The organism is Paenibacillus alba (assembly GCF_013204855.1).
GTDB lineage: Bacteria > Bacillota > Bacilli > Paenibacillales > NBRC-103111 > Paenibacillus_E > Paenibacillus_E alba.
In genome coordinates this window covers 42,968-66,113 of record NZ_JABMKZ010000035.1, presented here as the reverse complement: position 1 = coordinate 66,113, position 23,146 = coordinate 42,968, and the positions used below count along the sequence as shown (strand labels likewise).

At 43.1% G+C, this 23,146-nt stretch carries 18 protein-coding genes; 4 read left to right on the top strand and 14 right to left on the bottom strand.

Annotated elements, in window-relative coordinates; all coding sequences use genetic code 11:
- Positions 1–114 precede the first annotated feature (114 nt).
- The 6 genes from HQN90_RS29930 to HQN90_RS29905 form a co-directional block, all read right to left on the bottom strand.
- On the bottom strand, positions 115–648 hold the full coding sequence (locus HQN90_RS29930; protein WP_173226002.1) for a GNAT family N-acetyltransferase: 534 nt from the start codon (positions 646–648) through the stop codon (positions 115–117).
- A gap of 21 nt (positions 649–669) precedes the next feature.
- Positions 670–2,865, bottom strand: a complete 2,196-nt coding sequence (locus HQN90_RS29925) for a heavy metal translocating P-type ATPase (protein ID WP_173226000.1) — start codon at positions 2,863–2,865, stop codon at positions 670–672.
- A 154-nt stretch (positions 2,866–3,019) separates the two neighbouring features.
- Positions 3,020–3,385, bottom strand: a complete 366-nt coding sequence (locus tag HQN90_RS29920; protein WP_173225998.1) for an ArsR/SmtB family transcription factor — start codon at positions 3,383–3,385, stop codon at positions 3,020–3,022.
- Between the two features lie 108 nt (positions 3,386–3,493).
- The gene (locus HQN90_RS29915; protein WP_173225996.1) at positions 3,494–4,207 is read right to left on the bottom strand and encodes a 2OG-Fe(II) oxygenase; all 714 of its coding nucleotides are present in this window, start codon (positions 4,205–4,207) and stop codon (positions 3,494–3,496) included.
- Positions 4,208–4,550: 343 nt separating this feature from the next.
- Positions 4,551–5,516 (bottom strand): substrate-binding domain-containing protein, encoded by a 966-nt coding sequence (locus tag HQN90_RS29910; RefSeq protein ID WP_173225994.1) that lies wholly within the window; start codon positions 5,514–5,516, stop codon positions 4,551–4,553.
- Positions 5,517–5,615: 99 nt separating this feature from the next.
- A complete protein-coding gene (locus HQN90_RS29905; protein WP_173225991.1) occupies positions 5,616–8,960 on the bottom strand; it encodes a GH36-type glycosyl hydrolase domain-containing protein in 3,345 nt (1,114 codons plus the stop codon).
- Between the two features lie 424 nt (positions 8,961–9,384).
- Between HQN90_RS29905 and HQN90_RS29900 the strand changes: the two genes are divergently transcribed.
- The 3 genes from HQN90_RS29900 to HQN90_RS29890 all read left to right on the top strand — a co-directional run bounded on the left by HQN90_RS29900 (position 9,385) and on the right by HQN90_RS29890 (position 13,955).
- Entirely contained in the window at positions 9,385–10,590 is a 1,206-nt protein-coding gene (locus HQN90_RS29900) for a COG4705 family protein (protein ID WP_173225989.1), read from the top strand.
- A 330-nt stretch (positions 10,591–10,920) separates the two neighbouring features.
- Positions 10,921–12,645: an ABC transporter permease gene (locus HQN90_RS29895; RefSeq protein ID WP_173225987.1), complete on the top strand. Its 1,725-nt coding sequence runs from the start codon at positions 10,921–10,923 to the stop codon at positions 12,643–12,645.
- Positions 12,646–12,656: 11 nt separating this feature from the next.
- Positions 12,657–13,955 (top strand): ABC transporter ATP-binding protein, encoded by a 1,299-nt coding sequence (locus tag HQN90_RS29890; RefSeq protein WP_173225985.1) that lies wholly within the window; start codon positions 12,657–12,659, stop codon positions 13,953–13,955.
- 298 nt (positions 13,956–14,253) lie between these two features.
- Here the strand turns inward: HQN90_RS29890 and HQN90_RS29885 are convergent, their stop codons facing one another.
- The 6 genes from HQN90_RS29885 to HQN90_RS29860 all read right to left on the bottom strand — a co-directional run bounded on the left by HQN90_RS29885 (position 14,254) and on the right by HQN90_RS29860 (position 20,092).
- On the bottom strand, positions 14,254–15,768 hold the full coding sequence (locus HQN90_RS29885; protein ID WP_173225983.1) for a malate:quinone oxidoreductase: 1,515 nt from the start codon (positions 15,766–15,768) through the stop codon (positions 14,254–14,256).
- 351 nt (positions 15,769–16,119) lie between these two features.
- Positions 16,120–17,031 (bottom strand): SDR family oxidoreductase, encoded by a 912-nt coding sequence (locus HQN90_RS29880; protein WP_173225981.1) that lies wholly within the window; start codon positions 17,029–17,031, stop codon positions 16,120–16,122.
- Between the two features lie 436 nt (positions 17,032–17,467).
- The gene (locus HQN90_RS29875; protein WP_173225979.1) at positions 17,468–18,433 is read right to left on the bottom strand and encodes an AraC family transcriptional regulator; all 966 of its coding nucleotides are present in this window, start codon (positions 18,431–18,433) and stop codon (positions 17,468–17,470) included.
- Between the two features lie 178 nt (positions 18,434–18,611).
- Positions 18,612–18,899: a hypothetical protein gene (locus tag HQN90_RS29870; protein WP_173225977.1), complete on the bottom strand. Its 288-nt coding sequence runs from the start codon at positions 18,897–18,899 to the stop codon at positions 18,612–18,614.
- Positions 18,900–18,927: 28 nt separating this feature from the next.
- A complete protein-coding gene (locus HQN90_RS29865) occupies positions 18,928–19,146 on the bottom strand; it encodes a hypothetical protein (protein WP_173225975.1) in 219 nt (72 codons plus the stop codon).
- A 37-nt stretch (positions 19,147–19,183) separates the two neighbouring features.
- Positions 19,184–20,092, bottom strand: a complete 909-nt coding sequence (locus tag HQN90_RS29860; RefSeq protein ID WP_216855505.1) for a DMT family transporter — start codon at positions 20,090–20,092, stop codon at positions 19,184–19,186.
- Positions 20,093–20,242: 150 nt separating this feature from the next.
- Here HQN90_RS29860 and HQN90_RS29855 point away from each other — a divergent pair, with 150 nt between their 5' ends.
- Positions 20,243–21,136 (top strand): AraC family transcriptional regulator, encoded by an 894-nt coding sequence (locus tag HQN90_RS29855; protein ID WP_173226036.1) that lies wholly within the window; start codon positions 20,243–20,245, stop codon positions 21,134–21,136.
- Positions 21,137–21,255: 119 nt separating this feature from the next.
- On the opposite strand, the gene HQN90_RS29850 is transcribed toward HQN90_RS29855, so the two are convergent.
- Together HQN90_RS29850 and HQN90_RS29845 are read right to left on the bottom strand one after the other, a co-directional pair.
- Entirely contained in the window at positions 21,256–21,678 is a 423-nt protein-coding gene (locus tag HQN90_RS29850; protein WP_173225973.1) for a hypothetical protein, read from the bottom strand.
- Positions 21,679–22,363: 685 nt separating this feature from the next.
- Positions 22,364–22,936 (bottom strand): hypothetical protein, encoded by a 573-nt coding sequence (locus HQN90_RS29845; RefSeq protein ID WP_173225971.1) that lies wholly within the window; start codon positions 22,934–22,936, stop codon positions 22,364–22,366.
- Positions 22,937–23,146: the final 210 nt, after the last annotated feature.

Genomic DNA, 23,146 nt, shown 5'->3' with positions numbered 1-23,146 from the left:
CATTTCCACTTTTCAACCAAATTCGCCCGGAAATTCCTGCATTTTCGCAGGTTTTTTCTAGTCAACTGATCGTATCCCGCGCGGATTGATCAGCACCCTATGAGCCACTTCTTTCTACCTGTTAGCGATCAATGGATTTTCAATATTTGTCCATCCATATACAACATCCTTGTATACCTCACCATTAACAGTTACAGTTCCTTCACGTATCTTCCGCCCACCCATAGCTTCATAAAAACGACGAGAAGAAATATTCTCAGCAAACACCATAACGAGCATGGAACGAATATGATGACGAAGTAAATCTTCTATGAAAGCCTCAACTAATTGTCGGCCAATTCCTGCACCTTGATATTCATTTAAAACGTAAATCGCATAGATTTCACCTTGGTAAACTTCGTCTCCTTTTCGTTCAGCCCCACCCCAGATAAACCCAACAATTTCTCCGGTTTCATTCTCCGCTACATAAAGGCTAACGTCTTTTAAAGGTTTACTTAAAGCTTCTGTGAATCGGGGAGTTGACCATTCATGCGTTAGATTGTCCAGAAAATCTGATGGTAAGATGCCTATGTGCGAAGTCTTCAAGCTGTCAATGTGAACTTTCACTATTCCATCAACATCTTCCAACACTGCGTTTCTTATATTCATCCAATTCACCACCATTATTCCTTATTTCGCATTCAATACACGCGCCGCATTCAAAACAGCTATTAAAGTAACACCAACATCAGAAAAAACAGCTTCCCACATCGTCGCGATTCCGAAAGCACCCAGCAAAAGAAAAACCCCTTTAACACCCATAGCAAAAATAATATTTTGCCAAACGATTCGTCTAGTACGTTGGGCGATACGAATAGCGGTCGCTATTTTGGAAGGTTCGTCCGTCATAATCACAATATCTGCTGCTTCTATCGCAGCGTCAGATCCTAGTCCCCCCATGGCAATGCCAATATCAGCCCGAGCCAGAACAGGGGTATCGTTAATTCCATCTCCAACGAATATAATTTTTTCTTTGGGAGATTTTTGTCTGTCTATTTTCTCTATTTCTTCTACCTTATTTTGCGGCAGCAACTCCGCATGAACTTCATCAAGGCCAAGTTTACGCCCAACATCATCCGCGACTGCCTTGGCATCCCCTGTCAGCATGACCGTTTTTTTGATACCGAGACTTTTCAGTGCACGAATGGCCTCTGCAGAGTCTTCTTTCACCTCATCCGAAATCACAATATAACCGGCATATTTTTGATCAATAGCCATATGCACAATTGTACCTGTTTCTTCTGGCTGTTGAAATGAGATATTCGCTTTGTTCATCAGCTTGACGTTTCCGGCAAGAACTTCTTTGCCCTTCACAGTAACTTGAATACCATGCCCTGAAATTTCATTATAGTCTTGAATGCTTTCTTCTTCTATTTCTTTCCCATACGCTGAACGAATCGACTCTGCAATTGGATGTGTAGAATGTGCCTCTACCAATGCGGCATACTCGATCAACTCATTTTCCGATATGGGATCGACCGGTCTTATCGCACTTACTTTGAAAGCCCCTTTGGTCAACGTCCCTGTTTTATCAAAAACAACATATTTCACGTCATTTAAGGCTTCCAAATAGTTGCTTCCCTTGACAAGTATCCCTGCCTTGGAGGCCGCGCCAATTCCACCAAAAAAGCCCAAAGGAATAGAGATCACCAAAGCACAAGGGCAAGAAATGACCAGGAATATTAAAGCGCGATAAATCCAGTCTGAAAACGTTGCACCCGTTAAAACTAATGGCGGTACTAACGCTAACAGCAAAGCAACGATGACCACAATCGGTGTATAATAGCGGGCAAATTTGGTAATAAAATTTTCGGTTGGCGCTTTTTTGTTGCTCGCATTTTGAACCAACTCCAAAATCTTAGATACCGTTGATTCGCCAAAGTTTTTGGTAACTTCTATCGTCAACACACCGTTTTTGTTAATAAATCCGCTTAATACATCATTACCTGCTTCCATCTCTCGAGGTACTGACTCTCCCGTTAGAGCTGAAGTATCTACCATGGAATTTCCATCCACAATTTTACCATCCAAAGGTACCTTTTCACCTGGTTTGACAATAATATGATCACCAATATTAATTTCTTCTGGCGAAACGCGTTTGGTGCTATTCCCGGTTTTCAAATTCGCATAGTCAGGACGAATATCCATCAAGGAACTAATGGATTTACGAGACCGATTTACCGCAATGCCTTGGAACATTTCACCTATTTGATAAAATAACATGACAGCTACACCTTCGGGATATTGCTTAACGCCAAAAGCTCCAATTGTGGCAATGGCCATTAGAAAATTTTCATCAAATACTTGACCTCTAACGATATTTTTAGCTGCCTGCAGAACCACATTTCCACCTACAATAAGGTAGGCCAACAGAAATAAACCTAATTCGTATAGGCCTGAAACAGGAGCGAATACCCCAATGCCAGTTAATACCGCTCCAATCCCAATCCGAATGGACATCGTCTTGATCTTTCCACTTCCATGATCATGGGTATGGCCTTCATCACCGTGATCGTGATCATGATGATCATGATGCGCATGACCATCCTTGGATTCTTTATGCGATTCCCTTGTCGTATTTCTACCCTTTTCCCTTACTTGGATATGGGGTTCTAACGATTTCACCTTTTTTTTGGCCTCTTCGATTACTCTTTCTTCTTGCCCCTTCTCAGTCTCAATGAAGAGTGTTTTGGTCACAAAATTCACCGAACAAGAAGTTAAGCCTGGCAGCTGTTTGACTCCGTTCTCAATTTTTTGTGCACAGTTTGCACAATCCAAACCTTCTAATAACAATTCGCGCTTCACATGTTCGCTTTTATGATTCATTGTCGTCAGCTCCCTCGATATAAAACAATAAATGAGCATATGTTCATATATAACGTAATAAGCTGATTATAATCATTCCATGAATGGAAAGTCAATCCATTTGCCACCTAAAAAAAGAAAAAAGCGCCCAATTGTGGACACCTTGCCTGTTTCCTTATTTATGCGAAATATGCTTGTACGTTTGCAAAAAAACCTGCTCTACATGCTCATCTTCAAGTGAGTAGTATACCGTCTTTCCAACTTTTCTCCGTTTCACAATTCGTAAATTCCTTAAATAACGCAGTTGATGGGAAACGGCCGATTGGCCCATGTCCAGCACATAGGATAAGTCGTGAACACATAACTCTTTTTGCGAAAGCGCGTAAATCATTTTGATTCGGGTAGGATCACCTAACGCTTTGAACAATTGAGCCATTTCTTCAGAAGCTAAGCCATCTATCAGTGAGTTCTTTATATGCTCGCAACCCTGCTCCGATCCTCCGCATGTTTCTTCACATTCATCAATTGTAATTCGCTCCATGATTCTGATGCAGCCTCCTTCTTTCTTCGTTTCTTCTTACATTATAACAAATCGTATCTTTTACGAATACAGGCTCACGGTGAATCTGCCAAAGACAAAAATTACCGTCTATTTCGCATCATGAAAAATAATGCCCAAACTATACCTTGTACCTGTAGTTACTGTGCTTATGCCGTGCCTAAGCGTCGTTCTATAATAGCCGCGCGTTCCTGAAACAGGCCGATGATTGGTTGGAAAGATCAGACCTTCCCCTTGATGCAAGGTGATGACATGCCCACGACTCTGCGCCCGCGGCCGCTGCTCCACCAATAGAAACTCCCCGCCCGTGAAATCCTCTTCTTTTTGATTAAGCGCAAATACGACCTGAAAAGGAAAGAACACCTTCCCATATAAATCCTGATGTAAACAATTATATCCCCCTGCCTCATATTTCAGGATCAAGGGAGTTGGCCGGTTCTGCCCTTCTTGATGACATTGTGCCAGGAATTCCGCCAGAGTTGCCGGATAACTAGCATGATGACCCAATTGTTCTAACCAGCGATTAGCTGTTACAGCAAGATTAGGATACAATCCCTCACGCAGCTGCTGCAGCAAAGATGGCAGAGGCGCATTGTAATACTTGTACTCTCCAACTCCAAAGCGGTATCTGGCCATATCAATGGTCGTTCGAAAATGGCTTTCATCTGCATAAGTGCTGATGATATCGTGGCAATCCGTTATGCTTAACAATTTAGGCAGTTTGGCATAACCGTACTCGTCCAGCGATTGCTGGATTTCATTCCAATCCACATCGGCAATGCTAATTGCGGGAATCTCGCGCATGAAGATCTCCTCCTCCAATTTTCCGTTCACCTTCACGAACAGTATAACCCCGCAAATAAGCTCTTGTACGTATTGCCGAATATAACAGCAAGATATCGAAATGATGAACTCTCGTTTGTTCAAAACGGGCGGTCCGTATATTTCGCATATTCCTGCGATTATGCATCCTTTAATGGCCTTTTCGCGATTACAGGATGAAAATGCCTAAAAAGCCTGCATAATCGCAGGCTTTCTCGATTTCCACACGATTTGATCGGAAAAGCCTGCACTTATGCAGGTTTTCAAAATCGGCGAGCGGCGGACAATGCCTATGTGGGGGTGGTCTGCGTATGCCAGCAGCCGATTAAGCATCTCCAACCGACTCACCTGCGACTAGCGTAACATAAATACGCTCATGCTCTACCGTTTCCCCCGCAATCAACTTGATAAGCTGCTCAGACGCCAGGGCACCCCACTTGCGCTTGGAATAATCAATCGTTGCAAGGCGCGGCTGGGTATATTCGGTCAGCTCGATATTGTCGAAGCCGATGATGTGAATTTCTTCTCCGATTCGGAAGTCCGCTTTCACCAACGTGTTATAAAGCCCTATGGCCATTTCATCGTTCAAGCAAAAAACCGCCGCAGGTTCTGTGTACTCCCGTATGATCTGCTTGGCCGCAAGCTCGCCAGAATCCTTGTCGAACTTCCCCTCGATCTGGGTGCACACCACGTCGGAGCTCCGTCCAACAGTTTGTTTGATGGCCTGAAGCCGCTGTTTGGAATCGTAGGAGCCCTGCGGTCCTGTTACGACATACAGTTTTCGATGGCCTTTATCGATCAAATATTCCAAGGCCAGGGAGGCTCCCGCTTTGTTGTCCAAAAGGACCTGATTTACGTTCGGATGGTTCAGCTCCCGGTCCATCACGACCAGTTTATGCCCGCGATCAGCCAATTGCATCAGTTCTTCGCTTGAGAACGAGTGGTCAAGGACAATAGCCCCGTCAATCATACGCTGCGGCAGCCACTGGTGAGAGTAGGAACCGCTGCAGACAATAAGATCATAGCCGCTTTGGTTCAGTACCTCCTTCATCCCCTGCAGAAGTTCACCGTAAAACGCACCACTGAAATCCGTCAAATAAACGCCGATGATTTTGGAGACCCGTGTTTTTAAAGTTCTTGCTGCGGCATTCGGAACGTAGTTCAGTTCATTCGCGATCTTCAGAATCCTTGCACTCGTTTCCTCCGTTACCTTGGGATTACCGTTAAGCGCGTAGGAAACCGTCGATATGGAAACACCCGCTTTTTTCGCAATATCTTTAATGCTGATCACACAAACCGCTCCTAACCTTCACACTCTCATTTCCTTCTACTATATCATAAAGATGTCTTCCTATATGAAAAGGCGACCTCAAGAGATCGCCGCTTCCGCTTACACGTATACGTCAATTAGATTTGCATCCTCGTTTAACAGACTGCTTAGATGCTGCCCTCTGATGCGAAGTCCACCCTGACGGTAACGGTTGGCGGTTGCTGCCGCAGTCGTTTCTTCCCCGTTAACCTTCACATAACTTTCCGCACGACCCTTGATATGGTAGGTGAATGTAACTGGACTTCCCTTTACCATAAAATCGAACCGCAGCCCGTCCAATTGTTCGGGCAATACGGGATCGATGACTAGGTCGCCGCCGTCCAAACGAATACCCAGAACGTTAGAAATCAGCTGGTTCATATAAATTCCCGGGCCGCTGGAATAAATTCGCCATCCGCCTTTAACCGCTACGCTGCCTGCCTTCAGCTCCCCGAAACGATCCTGTGCTTCATAACGAGTGTTGAATTTCCCGTCTGAGCTGCTGAAGTAAGTGTTGCTCTGACGCAGCTCCGCGTTTGGTACAACATCACGGATGCCAACAGGATTAATCATCTCAAGCCCCTTCCAAGCTTCGCCTGGTTTGCCCAATTTGGCCATCGCCTCTACGAAACGGATGTGAGCGTGGACGTATTGCAGGCCGATCTCCCGTCCGAAGTTGGCCGCTTGCTCAGCCCGCTTGAAATTCGTACTGACACCGCCATCATAGTTGGCAGGACGGTTCATCAGACGAACGCCGTCTGGGAAATACAGTTCGTTCTTAATGAGCTTATAATGAGAATTTGCCTGTTCCTCTGTCAGCAGTTCACCGATCATGCTGCGCGTCATCGGAAGCAGACGATATTGAATACCTGTCTTGGTGTCTGTCGGATGCAGCATCAGCTCTGCCTTTTCCGGCTCCTCCATATACACAAAGCCCGGAATGACGCCCGTTCCCAGCATGAAGCGGTTAAAGTCGGCTTGAATGCCGGCCGCCAAACCTTTTAGCTCAGCTGCCATCCGTTCGTCGGCTTCCTCAAGTACCGCGGACAACTGATTGAACACCTGATAAGTCAGAGCAACGGTCCAACTGCTGACCATATATTGTTTGAGCTGCGCGTTGGCTGGCTGGAGCGTGTCATCCCAATCGCCATCGCCATACGAAGAAAGATGAGTGCCATGCAGGAAATGCTGCTTGATGTAGGCAATCTCTTTCTTGGCATGTTCATATATCGTAGCCGACTCTTCGGTAAACTCACAAACATGCCGCTTCGTATATGGCACTTTTTCTTGAAGGAAGTCATAATCTTTCGTCGCTGCCAAATAATCACTCAGCACTTTCAGCGGCCACACGATGATATCGCCGTGGCTTTCTTCCTGCTGGATCGCCGCATAGCGGTCAAACATAAACCACTGAGGCCAGTTTCCGTCGTCTTCGTACTGGTGGGCGAAAACCATTTTGATAATGTCGCGGACTTCACCATATTTCTGCGTCGCCAGGAAATATTCTGCCGGTCCTTGGCACACGTCCCGTGTTCCCCAAGCGGCCCCGCCATACTGCTCCAAGCCATGAGGGACTGAGTAATGGACGAGCATGTTGTGCGTGTACCACCAAGCAATCGTGTTTACCTTGTCCAGACTGTCAGCTGCGCCATCGCCTTGCGACAGGTGAAACCCGTTCATAACCGTGGCCAAAAAGTCCCGATATCCTACTATCTCAGCTGCGGTATCCACTTCTGTGAACGTCAGTTCTTCCCCCCGCAGAAGTCCCAGGATGGTTAAGCTCCATGCGCTGCTGGCGCCAAGCTCCAATACAACAAGGGAAGCGGCAAGCGGCTGGATGTTTGGCGCCAGATGAGCCTCATTAGCTACCTTCATGTCCGCGCCTTCGACTCGCATTCGGTAACACAGATGCGGCCAGACCTTCGCGCTGTCGGATGCCGAATCGGCGTAGAAAGACACCGTTTGACCGTCCTCTTGGAGTCTAAATGGCGTTTCATACTCATTGTTGTTCATAGTCACCTGATTCGTTACGAGGAAACGGTAAGATTTGCCGCTTAGTGAACGAACCTGCAGATGAATCTCCGGCGTGTCAACAGCCGTCAAGTTCGTGATAACAAGGGTATCATCGGCCGTTTTGTAATACCAGCGAGCATAGTTGAAGCCGAGCTCGAACATGGACGGCATGGTGAGCAAGCGGTATAAGCCCTCAACCTCTATATAAATACGCTGCCCTGACGTTTTCATCACATTCAAGGCGTTGCGTGCATTAGTCAGCATTTTATTGAAGGACGTGTTTCCGACCACGACCTGCGAATTAAAAATACCATACATATAGGCAGTGGTAGTCATCACATCTTCCTTCAGGCGGGCATTATCTCCTGACATGAGGATATGACCGTGCGGGCGCTCAACGCGAAGTTCTTTGTCCTTCAGAACCACATGTTCATGTGTTTCCGTGAAAAAGGACAGCAGCATCTCCCCATCAAATTCTTCCTGACGCCGATTCGGGAAATAATGCTCCAGCTCTTCCTTGGTCATTGACAAGGTGGTAAGCGGCTCACCGATATTGCTGGACAGGATCGTCTTGTCCAGCCGATGGCTAAGTTCGTTGTTTCTGCTACCCGCTTTTTCCCAAGCCTGCAACACATCGGCTTCGAATTCCAAAGCTTTAATGGTCTCCGGATGATCCTGCTTGAATAGGGTATAGAAGACAAAGCGCGCTGCGCCGTTCACCTTCACACGCTGGGATTGCAGCGCAGTGAATGCGAATTCGTACTGGTACACTTCGTTAGCCAACGTGTTTCGGCTGAGCGCCTCCGGTACGTTTGTTTCCTTATAGGATAAACCGTGAAACTGGAAACCATCGGTCGAGTATCCGACTAATGGGGTCAGACCGCCTTGCTGCAAGTAGGGGAATCCCCCCTGCTGCGGCATGTTTAGGCGGGAGCAGACGGCATATCCGTTCTGTCCATTTGCGAAGACAGCGTGGTCGATGTATTGCGATAAATACGCTTCATTGCTGCGGACAGCCCCTTTATCGGCGAGACCGATATCCTGTCCATAAATGACGTCCACATCTGCGCCGTTCCCTTGTACCTTCACTTCCCAAAACCAAATATCATCCGGCGTCAGATGAAAAGTTAATTCGTAATCAAGTCCTTCTACAGAACCTTCCCAGGTGACTTGGGATTCCGAATACTGGACGAGGCTTGCAGAGCGAACACCCATCAGAGGCACAGCTTTGATCCCTTTGGAGCTATGTATGCGCAAATACAGGTTATTTAAAGAGCCATCGATGGGGTTGGCGATCCATTGGTTAATCATTATATTTTTATACGTAATTTCGCGAATATCCCCACTGCTCAGGAAGGAAAACTGTACATTTCCCGCCTTCAGTTGAAAACCCGCTTGTTTGGCAGTTGTCATAGTGTCACTCTCTTTCCTCGTACCGACGGTAGTGTAGTCTCGGTCTCATGCATTTCCCTTTCAATAGAAACGTTTCGATTTATATTATAAACACTATTAAAATAGGCGTCAATGTAGTTGATTTTACTATATCGACCATCTAAAACGATTTATTTCGCCTTAATTATATGAAAATATCCGATATAAACTTGTTTTTTATCTAATCGAAACGTTTTTCTTCCTGAAGATTTGTACAAAAACGATTATTTTGTGAAAAAGTCAAAAGGAGCTGCCGAGGCAGCTCCTTTATTTGCTTGTATAGAGTCCTTTATTCAAACCATTAATTACGTAGATTTTTTTGTAATTGTTATTAGTTTTCTAATGCTGCTCTAATCTAACTATATTAATGTTACTTTAATCTCACTGCAAAGAAAGGAAGTTATGTATGGAAGCTAACCAAAATAAATTGAAAATTTTACTTAACAAGGTGCCAGAACTTACTATTTTCTTCTGGATAGTCAAGGTTTTATGCACAACTGTCGGTGAAACATTTGCTGATTTCCTAAATTTCAGTCTCGGATTTGGTTTAACTCTCACTACAATAATTATGGGAATAGCGTTTTTCATCGTATTGATTCTTCAATTCAAAGCAACTAAATATGTTCCAGGCATTTATTGGCTAACGGTTGTGCTTATTAGCGTATTTGGGACGTTGGTAACTGATAATTTGACAGACAATGTCGGAATACCCCTTGAGACTAGTACCGTCGTTTTTTCCGTGCTGCTAGGATTAACTTTTCTTCTTTGGTATCTTAGTGAAAAAACACTCTCGATACACTCGATTTATACAAAAAAAAGAGAGGTTTTCTATTGGCTTACCATTCTTTTCACATTTGCACTTGGAACAGCAGTCGGCGATTTATTTTCCGAGCAACTCGGTCTTGGTTATCTTCTCACAGGAACAACAGTCGTTATTATAATAGCCTGCGTATTCTTAGCATGGAAATTTTTGAAACTTGATGGGATATTAGCGTTTTGGATTGCGTATATTCTTACTCGTCCTCTCGGAGCGTCATTAGGGGATTACCTCTCTCAACCAAAAACGAATGGCGCGTTAGGTTTGGGGACAACAGTAACTAGTGTAATTTTTCTTATAGCTATTTTAGCGATAATTGTTTTTCTTGCAGTTACCAAATTTGATGCAACGTCAAAAAATGAAACAGCAGAAACAAACCAAGTAAATGGAAGCAAGAACAAAGTTTTGACGCAAACCGTTGTGGTACTGTGTATTTTCTTATTTGTGGGTATAGGCGGTTATGTTGGGTTAAGCAATAAGATAGCATCGCAAACCGATTCTACACAAGCTACATTAGCTGGACAATTAACAGATTTTATTAAAATCGAGAGCGATATGTTGAATTTTGTAAACTCAAATGACTTTGTTTCAGCGAAAAAAGGGGCTGACGATTTGGAACACCAATGGGATACATTTGAGCCTAAGCTTAGGAAAATAGATGGCAAAACATGGACCCAAATTGATGGAACTATTGACGCTGTATTGGCAGCAGTTCGTTCAGGAAAACCTGTTGCCAGCCAGTCCAAATCTGCACTTACCAATTCGCTTAGTATCATAAACGGAGCAAATAAATAATAATAAATAAAATAGGAACTGCCGCCTTGCCCTCTGGGACCAATCCCGGGGGGCTTTCATATTTATGTACAAAGGGGGGAAACGGGAAATGGACAGTAGTAGTCGAAAGCGACAGTTGAATAGCTTAGAGTGTGCTTTGCTAATAAGGAACAGCGCTTTTCCGTCTACCCGTATGCCCTCAGTGAATCAGAACTCGCGCTCAAGGCCTTGCAGATCTAAGGCTTTAAGAAGCTGAACTGATAACCGAATGTCATCTGAGCAGATGGACTATTTGCGCTCTCCTCATGCATGTATGGGGGGAGTTTTTTATTTGTTAAGGAGGTTTTCACGATGAAATGGAACGGATTTCTCAACATTAACAATAAATATAAATTCGGCTTGGCCGATGTGATGGTTATTCTCATGCTCTTGTCCATTCTATATTTGACAGCCCACCTTGGTGCGGGTATGGAAGTTCCTTTCTCCAAAAGTAATCAACCCGCCATGAGTCTTGAACCACACATGCTTCCCTATTACGCAGGACGCTCGCTTCTCAGAATGTTTATTGCATTCGGATTTTCACTTTTATTTACATTTGTTTATGGACGCATTGCCGCGTATAACCGCATTGCCGAAAAGATCATGATCCCAGCCATCGACATCTTACAGTCTGTGCCAGTACTCGGTTTCCTTTCGGCAACCGTATTGATGTTCATGGCTTTATTTCCTGGAAGTCTGCTTGGTGTTGAATGTGCTGCGATTTTCGCTATTTTTACCGGTCAAGTTTGGAACATGACATTTAGTTTTTATCACTCGCTTACAACTATTCCACAGCCGCTAAATGAAGCTGCAAAGATTCATCGTCTGGGCACATGGTCTCGTTTCACCAAACTTGAAGTGCCTTTTTCCATGATTGGCTTAGTTTGGAACAGCATGATGTCATTCGGAGGAGGTTGGTTTTTTCTCGCGGCAAGCGAATCGATCAGCGTATTGAATCAAGACATTCATTTGCCAGGAATCGGCTCTTATATGGCAATGGCTGCTGATCAAGGAAACATAAAAGCCATTGCGTACTCCATTATCACCATGATCATGATGATTTGTCTTGTGGATCAGCTTTTTTGGCGACCGCTAGTCGCTTGGGCACAGAAATTTAAGAACGAACAATCCGAGGCAAATGAAGTGCCGAAATCTTGGGTTTATGACATATTGAAACGCGCGCGATTCATTCGTTATGTGAATCAGACTGTCGGTACTTTCTTTCATGATGTAAAAGGTCGATTTCAACAAAGAAGCTCCCTCATTCTTTGGCCAAAACCGCCGTCTCTTCTATCCAAAATTGTGGTCTGGATCATTTGGAGCCTTGTCATCGTATTTGTTGCAAAATATGTCTATGAAGCTGTTCTTGAGATCATACAACTAAGCTGGAACGAATTACTTAGGGTAATAGTACTCGGATTGCAAACAGCCCTACGCGTATTCATATCAACCCTTTTAGCCGTCATATGGACGGTTCCTGTTGGCGTCATGATCGGCATGAACCCTAAACTTTCAAGGATTGCTCAGCCCATTGTACAGGTTCTAGCTTCTTTTCCAGCCAATATGGCATTCCCTTTGTTTACGATCCTCTACCTGAAACTTGGCATTAGCATGAACATAGGGGCCATTCCTCTCATGATGCTCGGGACACAGTGGTACATCTTATTTAACGTCATTGCAGGAGCGATGGCTATTCCTTCCGATTTGAAAGAAGCAGCAGCTATTTTACGCTTAACCCGCTCACAAACGTGGGTCAAGTTAATTTTACCCAGTGTATTTCCATTTCTCGTAACGGGATGTATTACAGCTAGTGGAGGCGCATGGAACGCGAGTATCGTCTCAGAGCTTGTATCGTGGAAAGATAATACTTTGCAAGCGTCTGGATTAGGTTCGTTTATAGCCCAAGCAACAACACATGGAGATTGGCCGGAAATCATTTGGGGAATTATCGTGATGTGCTTATTAGTTGTGCTTGTAAATCGTTTAGTTTGGCGTAAATTGTACGCCGTCTCTGCCAAAAAATATCATCTGGAATAGAGGTGTTTACCATGACGAATACACTCATTGAGCTTCAACGAATCAGCAAACGTTACGATATGCCAAATAGTACAAATGTCAGCATCTTAGAAGATATCCATCTGAGCATTGCTGAAGGTGAGTTTGTATCCATTTTGGGTCCTTCTGGCTCGGGTAAGTCAACCCTGCTTCGGATTATGGCCGGTCTTATACCTCCCTCACACGGAAAAGTCTTGTACAACGGGCAAGAGATACAGGGAACGAATCCTGGAGTGGGTATGGTATTTCAATCCTTTGCCCTATTTCCTTGGCTTACTGTCCTTGAGAACGTAAAGTTGGGACTTGAAAATAAGCCATTAACAGAGGCGGTTAAAATGCGCAAAGCGCTCTCCATCATTGATATGGTTGGACTCGATGGATTCGAGGGCGCGTATCCGAAAGAACTGTCAGGCGGCATGCGGCAACGCGTAGGCATTGGCCGCGCACTTGTCATGGAACCGGACATTCTCTTGATGGATGAACCTTTCTCGGCTTTAGACGTATTGACAGCAGAGAACCTCAAGCGCGATTTGCTTGAATTATGGACAGAGAAGAAGATTCCAACCAAATCGATCATCATGGTCACACACAGCATTGAAGAAGCCGTCTATATGTCCGATCGAGCCATTGTATTATCTCGTGACCCCGCTCGTGTTATTGCTGATATATTCATTCCTATGGCCCACTGGCGCGATAAGCAGGAAGGACAATTTACCGGGTTCGTTGATAAGATTTATTCCATATTGACCAAGCGTGAAATCAAGCAGAGTGAGCAGGTCGAAGAACAAAAGAAAAAGATCGAAAAGGTTCAAGAAGTACCTGCAGGTGCGTTAACAGGCTTCATTGAATTGATTGATGATCTTGGAAAAACGGTTGATTTATATAAGCTAGCTGATCAATTAAGTCTTAATTTGGAGGACTTTCTGCCGATTGTCGAAGCAGCCCAGATGCTTGGCTTTGCTCACATCCAGCACGGAGATATTGAATTAACGGAAATTGGAAGCCATTTTGCCGATGCCAGCGTGTTGGACAGAAAGGATATCTTCAAAAAACAAGTGCTCCAGCACGTTCCCATGATAGAGAAGATTATCTGGATTTTGCATTCCAAATCAAACAACAAAATGGAGCGAGAGTTTTTCTTGGAAATCTTTGAAAAGCATTTTGGGTTGGAAGAAGCAGGTCATCAATTAGACATTCTGATTGATTGGGGAAGGTATGCTGAATTATTGGCTTACGATGAGAAAGCAAAAAACCTCTATCTTGAGCATGAGGCCTCTGCGGCGGTGGAGTGATTCCGCTGCTGTTCGTAGGATTACGGCGCTGTTCAAGATAAAACGGAACTGGAGTACGCTATTTCTGGAAAAATGAGCTGAACGGGCATGAAACGGAACTCAAGTCCGCTATTTAACCGAAATAGCACGATTGGGCGCTAAAACCGATGAAACAGCGTACCGTAGTTCTGCTTGCTGGTGAATTCGCCCGAATTTTGATCAAATAGCGTATCTTAGTTCCCTTTCGGTTCGAACAAAAGAGGAGCCGCGGCGAAGCAGGCCCCTTTCCCACGCATAATATCCGGTGGTAGATTATTTATTATACAGTTTGACGCGCTGTCTGTAACGACGAGTTTCCGCTCAGACCAAGCGTCTCTGCTGTTGATGCATGAATTTCGTTCAGCAGCTCTGGATTTTCCATAAGCGATACGCCATAAGAAGGAATCATTTCTTTAATTTTCGGTTCCCACTCTTTGATATGTTTCGGGAAGCATTTGGTAATGACCTCAAGCATAACGTGAACAGCCGTAGAAGCGCCTGGAGAAGCGCCTAGCAATGCTGCAATCGAACCGTCAGCGGCACTAATAACTTCCGTACCGAATTGAAGTGTTCCTTTGCCGCCTGCTTCCGTATCTTTGATTACTTGCACACGTTGACCCGCTACTTCTAAATCCCAATCCTCGCTTTTGGCGTTCGGGATAAACTCCCGCAACTCCTCCATGCGCTTTTCTTTCGATAACATCACTTGCTCGATCAGATATTTCGTCAATGACATGTTCTTGGCACCTGCCGACAACATCGTTACGAGATTATCCGGTTTAACGGATGTTACCAAATCAAACATGGAGCCGGTTTTTAGGAACTTTGGCGAGAAGCCGGCAAACGGTCCAAATAACAGCGATTTTTTGTTATCGATAAATCTTGTATCCAAATGCGGAACAGACATTGGAGGCGCTCCAACCTTAGCTTTGCCATATACTTTGGCATGATGCTGCGCGATAACATCCGGATTATTACACACCATAAATATTCCGCTTACCGGGAAGCCTCCAATATGTTTTCCTTCAGGAATACCGGATTTTTGCAGTAAATGCAGACTTCCTCCGCCGCCTCCAATAAAGACGAATTTGGCAGTATGGCGTTCGACGGTACCTCTGTCGTTCCGTACTTTCAATTCCCACGAGCCATCGCCAGTACGTTTCATGTTATCAACGCTATGTTTGTATTTAATATCGACATTTTTACTCTTTAAGTGGTCAAACAGAATGCGCGTTAAAGCACCAAAGTTGACATCTGTGCCAGTGTCAATTTTGGTTGCTGCTATAGGTTCATTCGATGGACGATCTTGTATAATAAGCGGAATCCATTCCATCAATTTGGCAGGATCATCGGAAAATTCCATCCCTTGAAACAACGGATTCGTAGACATCGCTTCAAAACGTTTCTTCAAAAACGTTACATCTTGCTGCCCTTGCACCATACTCATATGAGGCAATGGTATGATAAAGTCCTGCGGATTGCGGATCAACTTGCTGTTCACAAGATAAGACCAGAACTGCATAGAAAGCTGGAACTGTTCATTAATTGCGATAGCTTTGCTAATATCTACAGATCCGTCTGGTTTTTGGACAGTATAATTAAGCTCACATAATGCGGCATGCCCTGTGCCTGCATTATTCCATTCATTAGAGCTTTCTTCTCCTGCATTTTCGAGCTTCTCAAACACTGTAATTTCCCATTCCGGTACTAATTCTTTCAGAAGTGTCCCTAACGTCGCACTCATGATTCCGGCACCAATTAAGATGACATCTGTTTTAGTTTCTCTGTTGCTCATTTTTACCATCCTTATACCCTAAGATTTGCAGAAAGGATTTAGGCGCGACCTAGTCACACACCTTTTCTGGATCAATTATTAACCCTTTAGATTAAAATACTTATTTACTATTATATGATAGTTATAACGTATTTAAAAGCTAGTAAAAAGAAAGAAATCCGAACAATCCGCCTTAGGAACACACAAAAATCTTGGCTTTTATCCAGCTTCTTGCCAGGGTTGTGACAAGCCGCCTAATTATTTCTGAATTTTCTCGAAAAATAAAGAACGGCCCTTTCGCAATACGATGCGATCAGAGCCGTTTTGGTCTTGTTTCATGGAGGAAAACTTACTCACCTTAGCCATTGAATACTAACGATAACCAGAAGCATTCGCTGGTTTGCCTGCATCCTGCACTTCTACAAGATACCGCCAGCAGTCCGGCTGTGAGCCGTCAAGATCACAAAAACCATACACTTGTGCGAGCTTGCCGCTTGAAATCGAGTGACCGTTCCATCGGGCAACCTCCGGGTCTCCGGATAGTGCGGCAACGGCCCGCCCTACAAAACGCGGCGATTCCGAGATGACGAAATGAGGTTCCTTCATAGTCGCATCACGCCAGTTTGCTTCCTTAACACCAAAGTGATCAAGCATGATTTCAGAACGCATCCAGCCCGGAGTCACTGCTACTGCTGTGCAGTTATAAGGTGAAAGCTCATGGGCTAAAGATTGGGCCATACGAATGACTGACGTCTTCGCTAGATCGTAGAACAGTGATAAACGGTAGTTTTTATCGTTGTATTCTGCCGTGCCGTCCGTTATCTCAATGACCAGTCCATTCTTGTTTCGGGTTAGCAGTGAAAGTGCAAAGTGGCTTGTAATAATATGCGTGTCGATCGCCAGCCGAAGCATACGCAGCCCTCGCTCAAGGGAGTGCTCCCACACGGGCACGTTCCATTGTGCCAAATATTCGGCCCCCCATACATCGTTAACCAAGATGTCCAGTCTCCCCTGTTCATTCTCAATGCGAGCAATTAAAGCCTGAACCTGATCAGAATCCAGATGATCCACTTGAACCGCTATCCCTCGACCACCAGCATTGCTAACAAGTTCAGCAGTTTCTTCAATCGTTTCAGGACGATTGTACTCAGAGCGTTGTGTTCGTGTCGTGCGTCCTGTCACATAAACCGTAGCCCCAGCCGCTCCTAATTCGATAGCTATTCCTCTACCAGCTCCGCGTGTTGCCCCCGCTACCAAAGCCACTTTTCCATTTAAAGGTTTCACGATTGGTTGCTCCTTTCGTTGATCTCCCCCTAATTATCGACCTTAATTATGCCAACTTGTGTCATAGTAATAAAAAAATATCCATGGCCTTATTGCTAATATCACTTATTTTACCATATGTCACTGGCATGAAGTTCAGATACTCACCGCTCATTAGTGCCCTTTAAGTCAGAAAAGGCCACCGATATACCGGCAGCCGCAACGAATTGGCCCGATCCGCCGAAATCTAATTTCAGCTGATCTTACACAACTTTACACACAAAAAGCCGCCGACACGATGGTCGACAGCCACTGAAATAATCCTAATACTAGTTCCACGTCACTTCTTGCCTGATCCTCTGGAACGCCCCTTATCCTGCGATATGGCAGGGTTTCCGCAGGAAAAATGAAAACCCGCCAAGCCTTATGGCCGCGGGGTACGTGGAAAAAGTCAGAATTATATGTAGTCCAGTATTTGTGTCTGTTGATGCCATCTGACGATGTCTCTGCTTGGCGGGCTTCCAAAAAAGCGGCTGTAATCTCGGCTAAACTGGGAGGTACTTACATACCCCACTTGCTGACATGCCGTGCTTGCATCCATTGAACTTGAGACCATCAGACGCCTCGCTTCATGAAGGCGCAGCGCTTTTTGGTATTGCAGTGGGCTCATCGAAGTGACTGCCTTAAAATGTTCATGAAAAGAGGACACACTCATGTGTACCAACTCGGCCAAGTCTGCAACCTTCATCTGATGGGAGAAGTTGGCGCGGAGCCAAGCAATCGCCTTCGCAACTCGCTGCACGCCCGAATCCGCAAAACCAATTTCAGCGACGTGAACACCGATGGGACTGCGCAGGACTCGTATCAAAATCTCATCCACCACGAGTGGGGCAAGTAATTCAGCGTCGCCTGGATTCGGCAAACACTCCACCAGTCTCCTCACCGCATTAACAATGCCCAAGTCGGCATTCGTGACGTAACCTGCGCTCCGCTGACGAACTGGAGGCAGGCCCTTGGGATACACTTTCAAGACCAACTCGGCAATCCTTTGCGGATCGAGGTCCAGCCTAACACCGAGGAACGGCTCGGAAGGGCTCGCATGTGTGATCTGGATAGCAACCGGTAGGGCAACCGGAAGCACGAGCATACTCGACCTGCCGAACTGATAGACCTCCTGCCCCATCGTGACGGCCTTTGCTCCTTGTGCAGCAATTAACAAAGAGGACAAGTAGAGGGTTTTCACGTAGTCCGTGTTTATTCGTGAAAAACGACCGACGTGCAAACTAGGGATGCGCTGGCTAAAACTGCCATCATGTGGAGCATGGGTATAGATCAAGCGTGCCAGTTGGGCAGCTTCCGCTTCAAGCCCTCCCTCGGCGCTACCTGACGCTAGTGGGGCCGCATGGTTATCTAGCATCCTCATTGTTTCGAAAGCAACTCCCTTTTATTCAGACATTTTGACCAAGGGATCCCTATCATTCCCAACCAGTCTGATCATTAACAATACAAAGCAGTAAACTAACTAAAGACAAGCACTTTAGGGGAAATACATACTGATGCTTTCATGTTAATTCTGTACGTACTATTATTTGCAAGACTCGTTAAGGTTCAAACTCTCCGGTCGACTTCTGGAAACCATCCATACGTTTATCATCCGTATCTTTAACTTGTTCAATGTAATACACTGTGAAAAAGGCATCTTCATTGAAGCCAAATTCTCTTTTTAAAATACTGTAGCTTGTATTGAAAAGTTCAATCTGATCACCTTTTATTAATGTTGGCAAAGGTACTTTCGTTTCCTGTTCAAACAAACACTGATCATCCACAAAGAAACGAGTAATGAAGTATTCCACAGGTGGGAATTGTGGTTCATATTTAATTATCTGCATACTCACACCTTCTCACTATAACTTCCTATCAGTTCACTCCATGGTCATCGTCAATCATCCATGAATACTCTTTAGCAATTAAGTTTGCATCTTCAATACCTTCAAGTGTATTAAACGCGCAGCCTCCATTGAGATTTGCAGGAATACCCGATATTTCTACAATCTCTCCATTACTCTCTTTGATAAATATTAATCGGATTAAAACAGCAATTACACCTACCCACTTTATATCATCAATTGTTGCCATCGAACATTCCTCTAACCAATTATACTAAATTCTTATATCAATTATTATTTTGAACGTTGTACCTTAAAGATTTTGACCAAAAATACATTCCCATACCGAATAAAGTCATCATACCGCCTAAGAACTGAAATAATGAAATTTTTTCTCCTAGCCACAGATACGCAAGAATAATGGCAAGAACAGGTTCTCCAATAATACCTACCGAGACAGTTGTTGCCCCAATTGATTTTAACAATAGATTAAAAATACATTGTCCAAAAATAGTTGGGATTATTGCAAGCAGCAAAAAATAAGTCCACTCTGATGAGTCGTATTCAATTAAAGAGTAATTATTTAACAAATTGTAAATGAGCATGATGATGCCACCAATAAAAAAAACGAAAATACTGTACACATTTGCATCCATTTTTCGGCTTACTTTTTGCCCTGCCAGCAAATATGCTGAAACGAAGATTGTGCCTATTAATGATAAGCCGTCTCCAATTAGCGCTTCTTTCGAAATCCCTATGTCTCCCCATGCTATAAGGATTGAACCAAAAAGAGCGGTGATCAAGCAAAAAACGGTGAGCCGATTAGCTTGTTCCTTGAACAAAAAGTACGAACCAGTCATTACAAATAAAGGCTGTAACGACAATATGACCATCGAGCTTGCAACTGAGGTATAGACCAATGATTCCATCCAGAATAAAAAGTGTAATCCTAGAAAAAGACCGGCTAAAATAACGATACTCCAATCTTTTTTATTCATATCTAACGAGCGAAACATTTTCCAAGGTATAAACGAGAGCAAGATCATTACGGAAATAAACAATCTGTACATTCCAGCCACAGAAGTAGGTGTATCAGAAAGTTTTATCATGATGGAAGAGATTGAAACGGACAATATGCTGATGAATAACAAAATAAACGGATGAGAAGATAAAGAAGATTTTTTTAATTTAATCATTATTCCTCCAAGCTGTTAGACAATTACCTGTGCACAGAAATTGTAATGGTAAGCCGAAGCTGGATATAATAATATCATCATCAACGTTTATTTTGTGCAACTATATCTTTCATTTATATTGAAATATCGTCAAATAAAGGGGCATACATGTTGAAAAAGCAATTACACGAAGCCATTCAGTTTCCTGACGAGACATTTCCATACATTATGTACACTCATACTAATCAAGGATCTATTCCTGAAGGGAGAGGAGTTAACGATCTACATTGGCATGAAGAATTACAAATTACTTTAGTGATCAATGGGAAACTAACAATACAAATCAACGGAATCGATTATGATTTAGAAAAGGGGCAAGCCATTTTTATCAATAAGAGTGTCCTTCACGTTGTTACACACCTAACCCATGACGGTCAATATGTCAGCTTTAATTTTCCGGAGAAACTGCTCGCCTTTTATTCAGAAAGTGCCATGGAAAGAAGCTATGTACATCCTTATACGAATTCTTTTTTATTATCATTAGAAATCAAAGGAGAGGCGGAGTGGCACAAACAAATCTTGCAAATACTTTGGTATATGAAGAACGAATTTGAAAAGAAAAAAAACTGGGGATGGCAGTATGAGGTTTCCATCAAAACGGTTCAGTTGTGGCTAATACTAATATCTAATATATCCCTTTCTTCAGAGGAGTCCTCTAAGCATAACAGACGTGAGCAAGAAAGACTGCAATTAATGCTTAGCTTTATCCATCAAAATTATACAAACAATATTACTTTGAAGGAAATTGCTGAGGCAGCTCATTTGAGTGTTTCGGAGTGCACTCGCAGCTTTAAAAAAAGCATTCATATGACTCCTTACTACTACTTGGTTAAGTACCGTATTAAAAGGAGCGTCGAGCTGTTAGAATCTACTGAATATACGATAACCGAAATTGCCCAGAGAGTAGGTTTCAATCATGTAAATCATTTTATCCAGTCTTTTAAAAAACATCGTAACATTACACCTAAGGAATCCCGCAAAGTTAGAAATGAACTAACCACATAAAAAGCCCCCACGATTCGCTCATTTTCTCCCTTAGATTAATGAAAACAAGGAGTAGTTGCCGCGGCGATCTGCTCCCTATTTATTGCGCTATCGTTCTGCGTTGGCTTATCTCCTAGACTTTAAACAATTGTTGCACAGTAACCTGTTTCCTTACCTTTTTCAACTGCATTGATATAACCATCAAAGTAATAAGATATCTCATCTTCTTTCCCATTCTGAATTCTACCTCTAACTTTATCGAAAGCAAAAATTGAAATTGAAAATTCCGGCTCACCAGTAACTAAAACAGGTTGTTCTCTATCTTGCATCCAATAGTACTTCCCACCATAATTCCTTCTTGCTACTTCGAAAATGTAACTTCCAACCATAGAAGAAACAGAATCCAAAGAATCATTATCTATTTCATACTCACATAATTCTTCAAGAATATCGTCTACTTTACGTAAGCTTTGTACACTAAAATCGAAATTTCCTTTATCAGAAAAATTATTTGTGAAGCTTTCTGCCGTTGAAATAATGTCTTGTTCTAATCTGCTCTGCATAAATTCTAGCCTCCGATAATAAATACCATTGAATATGGACATATCCCAAAACGTCTATTTTTCACTTTTACATCCCATAATCTCTTCTCCAGACAATTTCCATTATCCTCCCGTTACTTCAACAAAAAAGGAACAGTTGCCGACCGAGGCAATCTGCTCCAAATTTGAATCAACAATTAATGTATTAACCTTTATATTCATTGTCCTTCTGCATGCCTTTATAGAGGCTTATCGGCAGCGCGATTATTAAGAAAATTAATGTCCACTCACCAATAATAACGACTCACCGACTCTCTTTCTTTCTTTAAAAAGTCAACTTAATTACCCAATCATCTATAGAAAATGATTACCTCGGTGGTAATATACTTTTGTTTTTGTTATCCGTTCAATTACGCCAACGTATTAGGGATTAATATATCATTTTACAAAAATGGTGATTATATTTATGAAACTCATAGCTGAAATTCCACCAAAATTGCAGCCTTGTAATTTGCCTTCCTCAAATGGTTTAGAAATATTGAGCTCTACACGTTCTTCATCCTATGCCCAACCCCAATTATTTTCATTCTCGTAATCAATTTGGAAATCATTTATCTACATTTTGCGACGTATTGTCCACTTTATATTACCAATTTTAGGTGATAAGCCCCGTCAGCTTAATGATGCGATGCGGTTAGGTGGTGCTTTAATTTCTTGAATAAATCAATGCTCCTCCTGATCCTAAAATAACTAGATTTTGACCCGAAGGGGAAAAGCCACATTTGATATCCCCATATAATCGCTTTAATTCAATCATTGTGACATCATTAAGATATTGATAGTTTGGCTTGAATAGGTTTTCAATTATTACAGAAGCCCTTGGCCACCAAGGATAAATAACTTTTACAAACCATCCATCTATAGTTGTATGGATGCCGTCTCCTGCTTCAAATCCAAAGATATCAATTACTTCATCATTATAGGGAGTATGAAAGGTTAAATTATTGCTACTAATTCTTGCATTGGTTAGTTCAGAATCCCTATTCCTGTGAATTAATATTCCTGAACTTACTTCTGTAATGCTGTATCCAGAACTACTAATTAGAATTAAGTTTTCATTTAGATCCCATCCACAAGCGAAACATCCAGAAGCAGGTACAATAATCTCTTTAATCCATGGAGGTGGTGGATTTGACTCTGGTAATACCTGAGCTTTATGTAAAAGCTCTAATTCAAATTTTGTACGTATTTCATTAATTGGTTTCTTAAAGAAGTTCATAATACTTCTCCTTAAGTTTAAAGTTCAATTTCTGCATCACTTTCACCTAATCCTTATTTATGAATTTCGCAAATTTTCCATATTTGTGGTATTCGAGAAATGATTCAACTATCCTGCCCTTAGTTAAGTAACGGCGCTATTTTTCTGATCCAAGCCATAATTACTGAAGGGCAAAGAAAGTCTAAAAGAACCGTCGATAAAGTTTCCTTC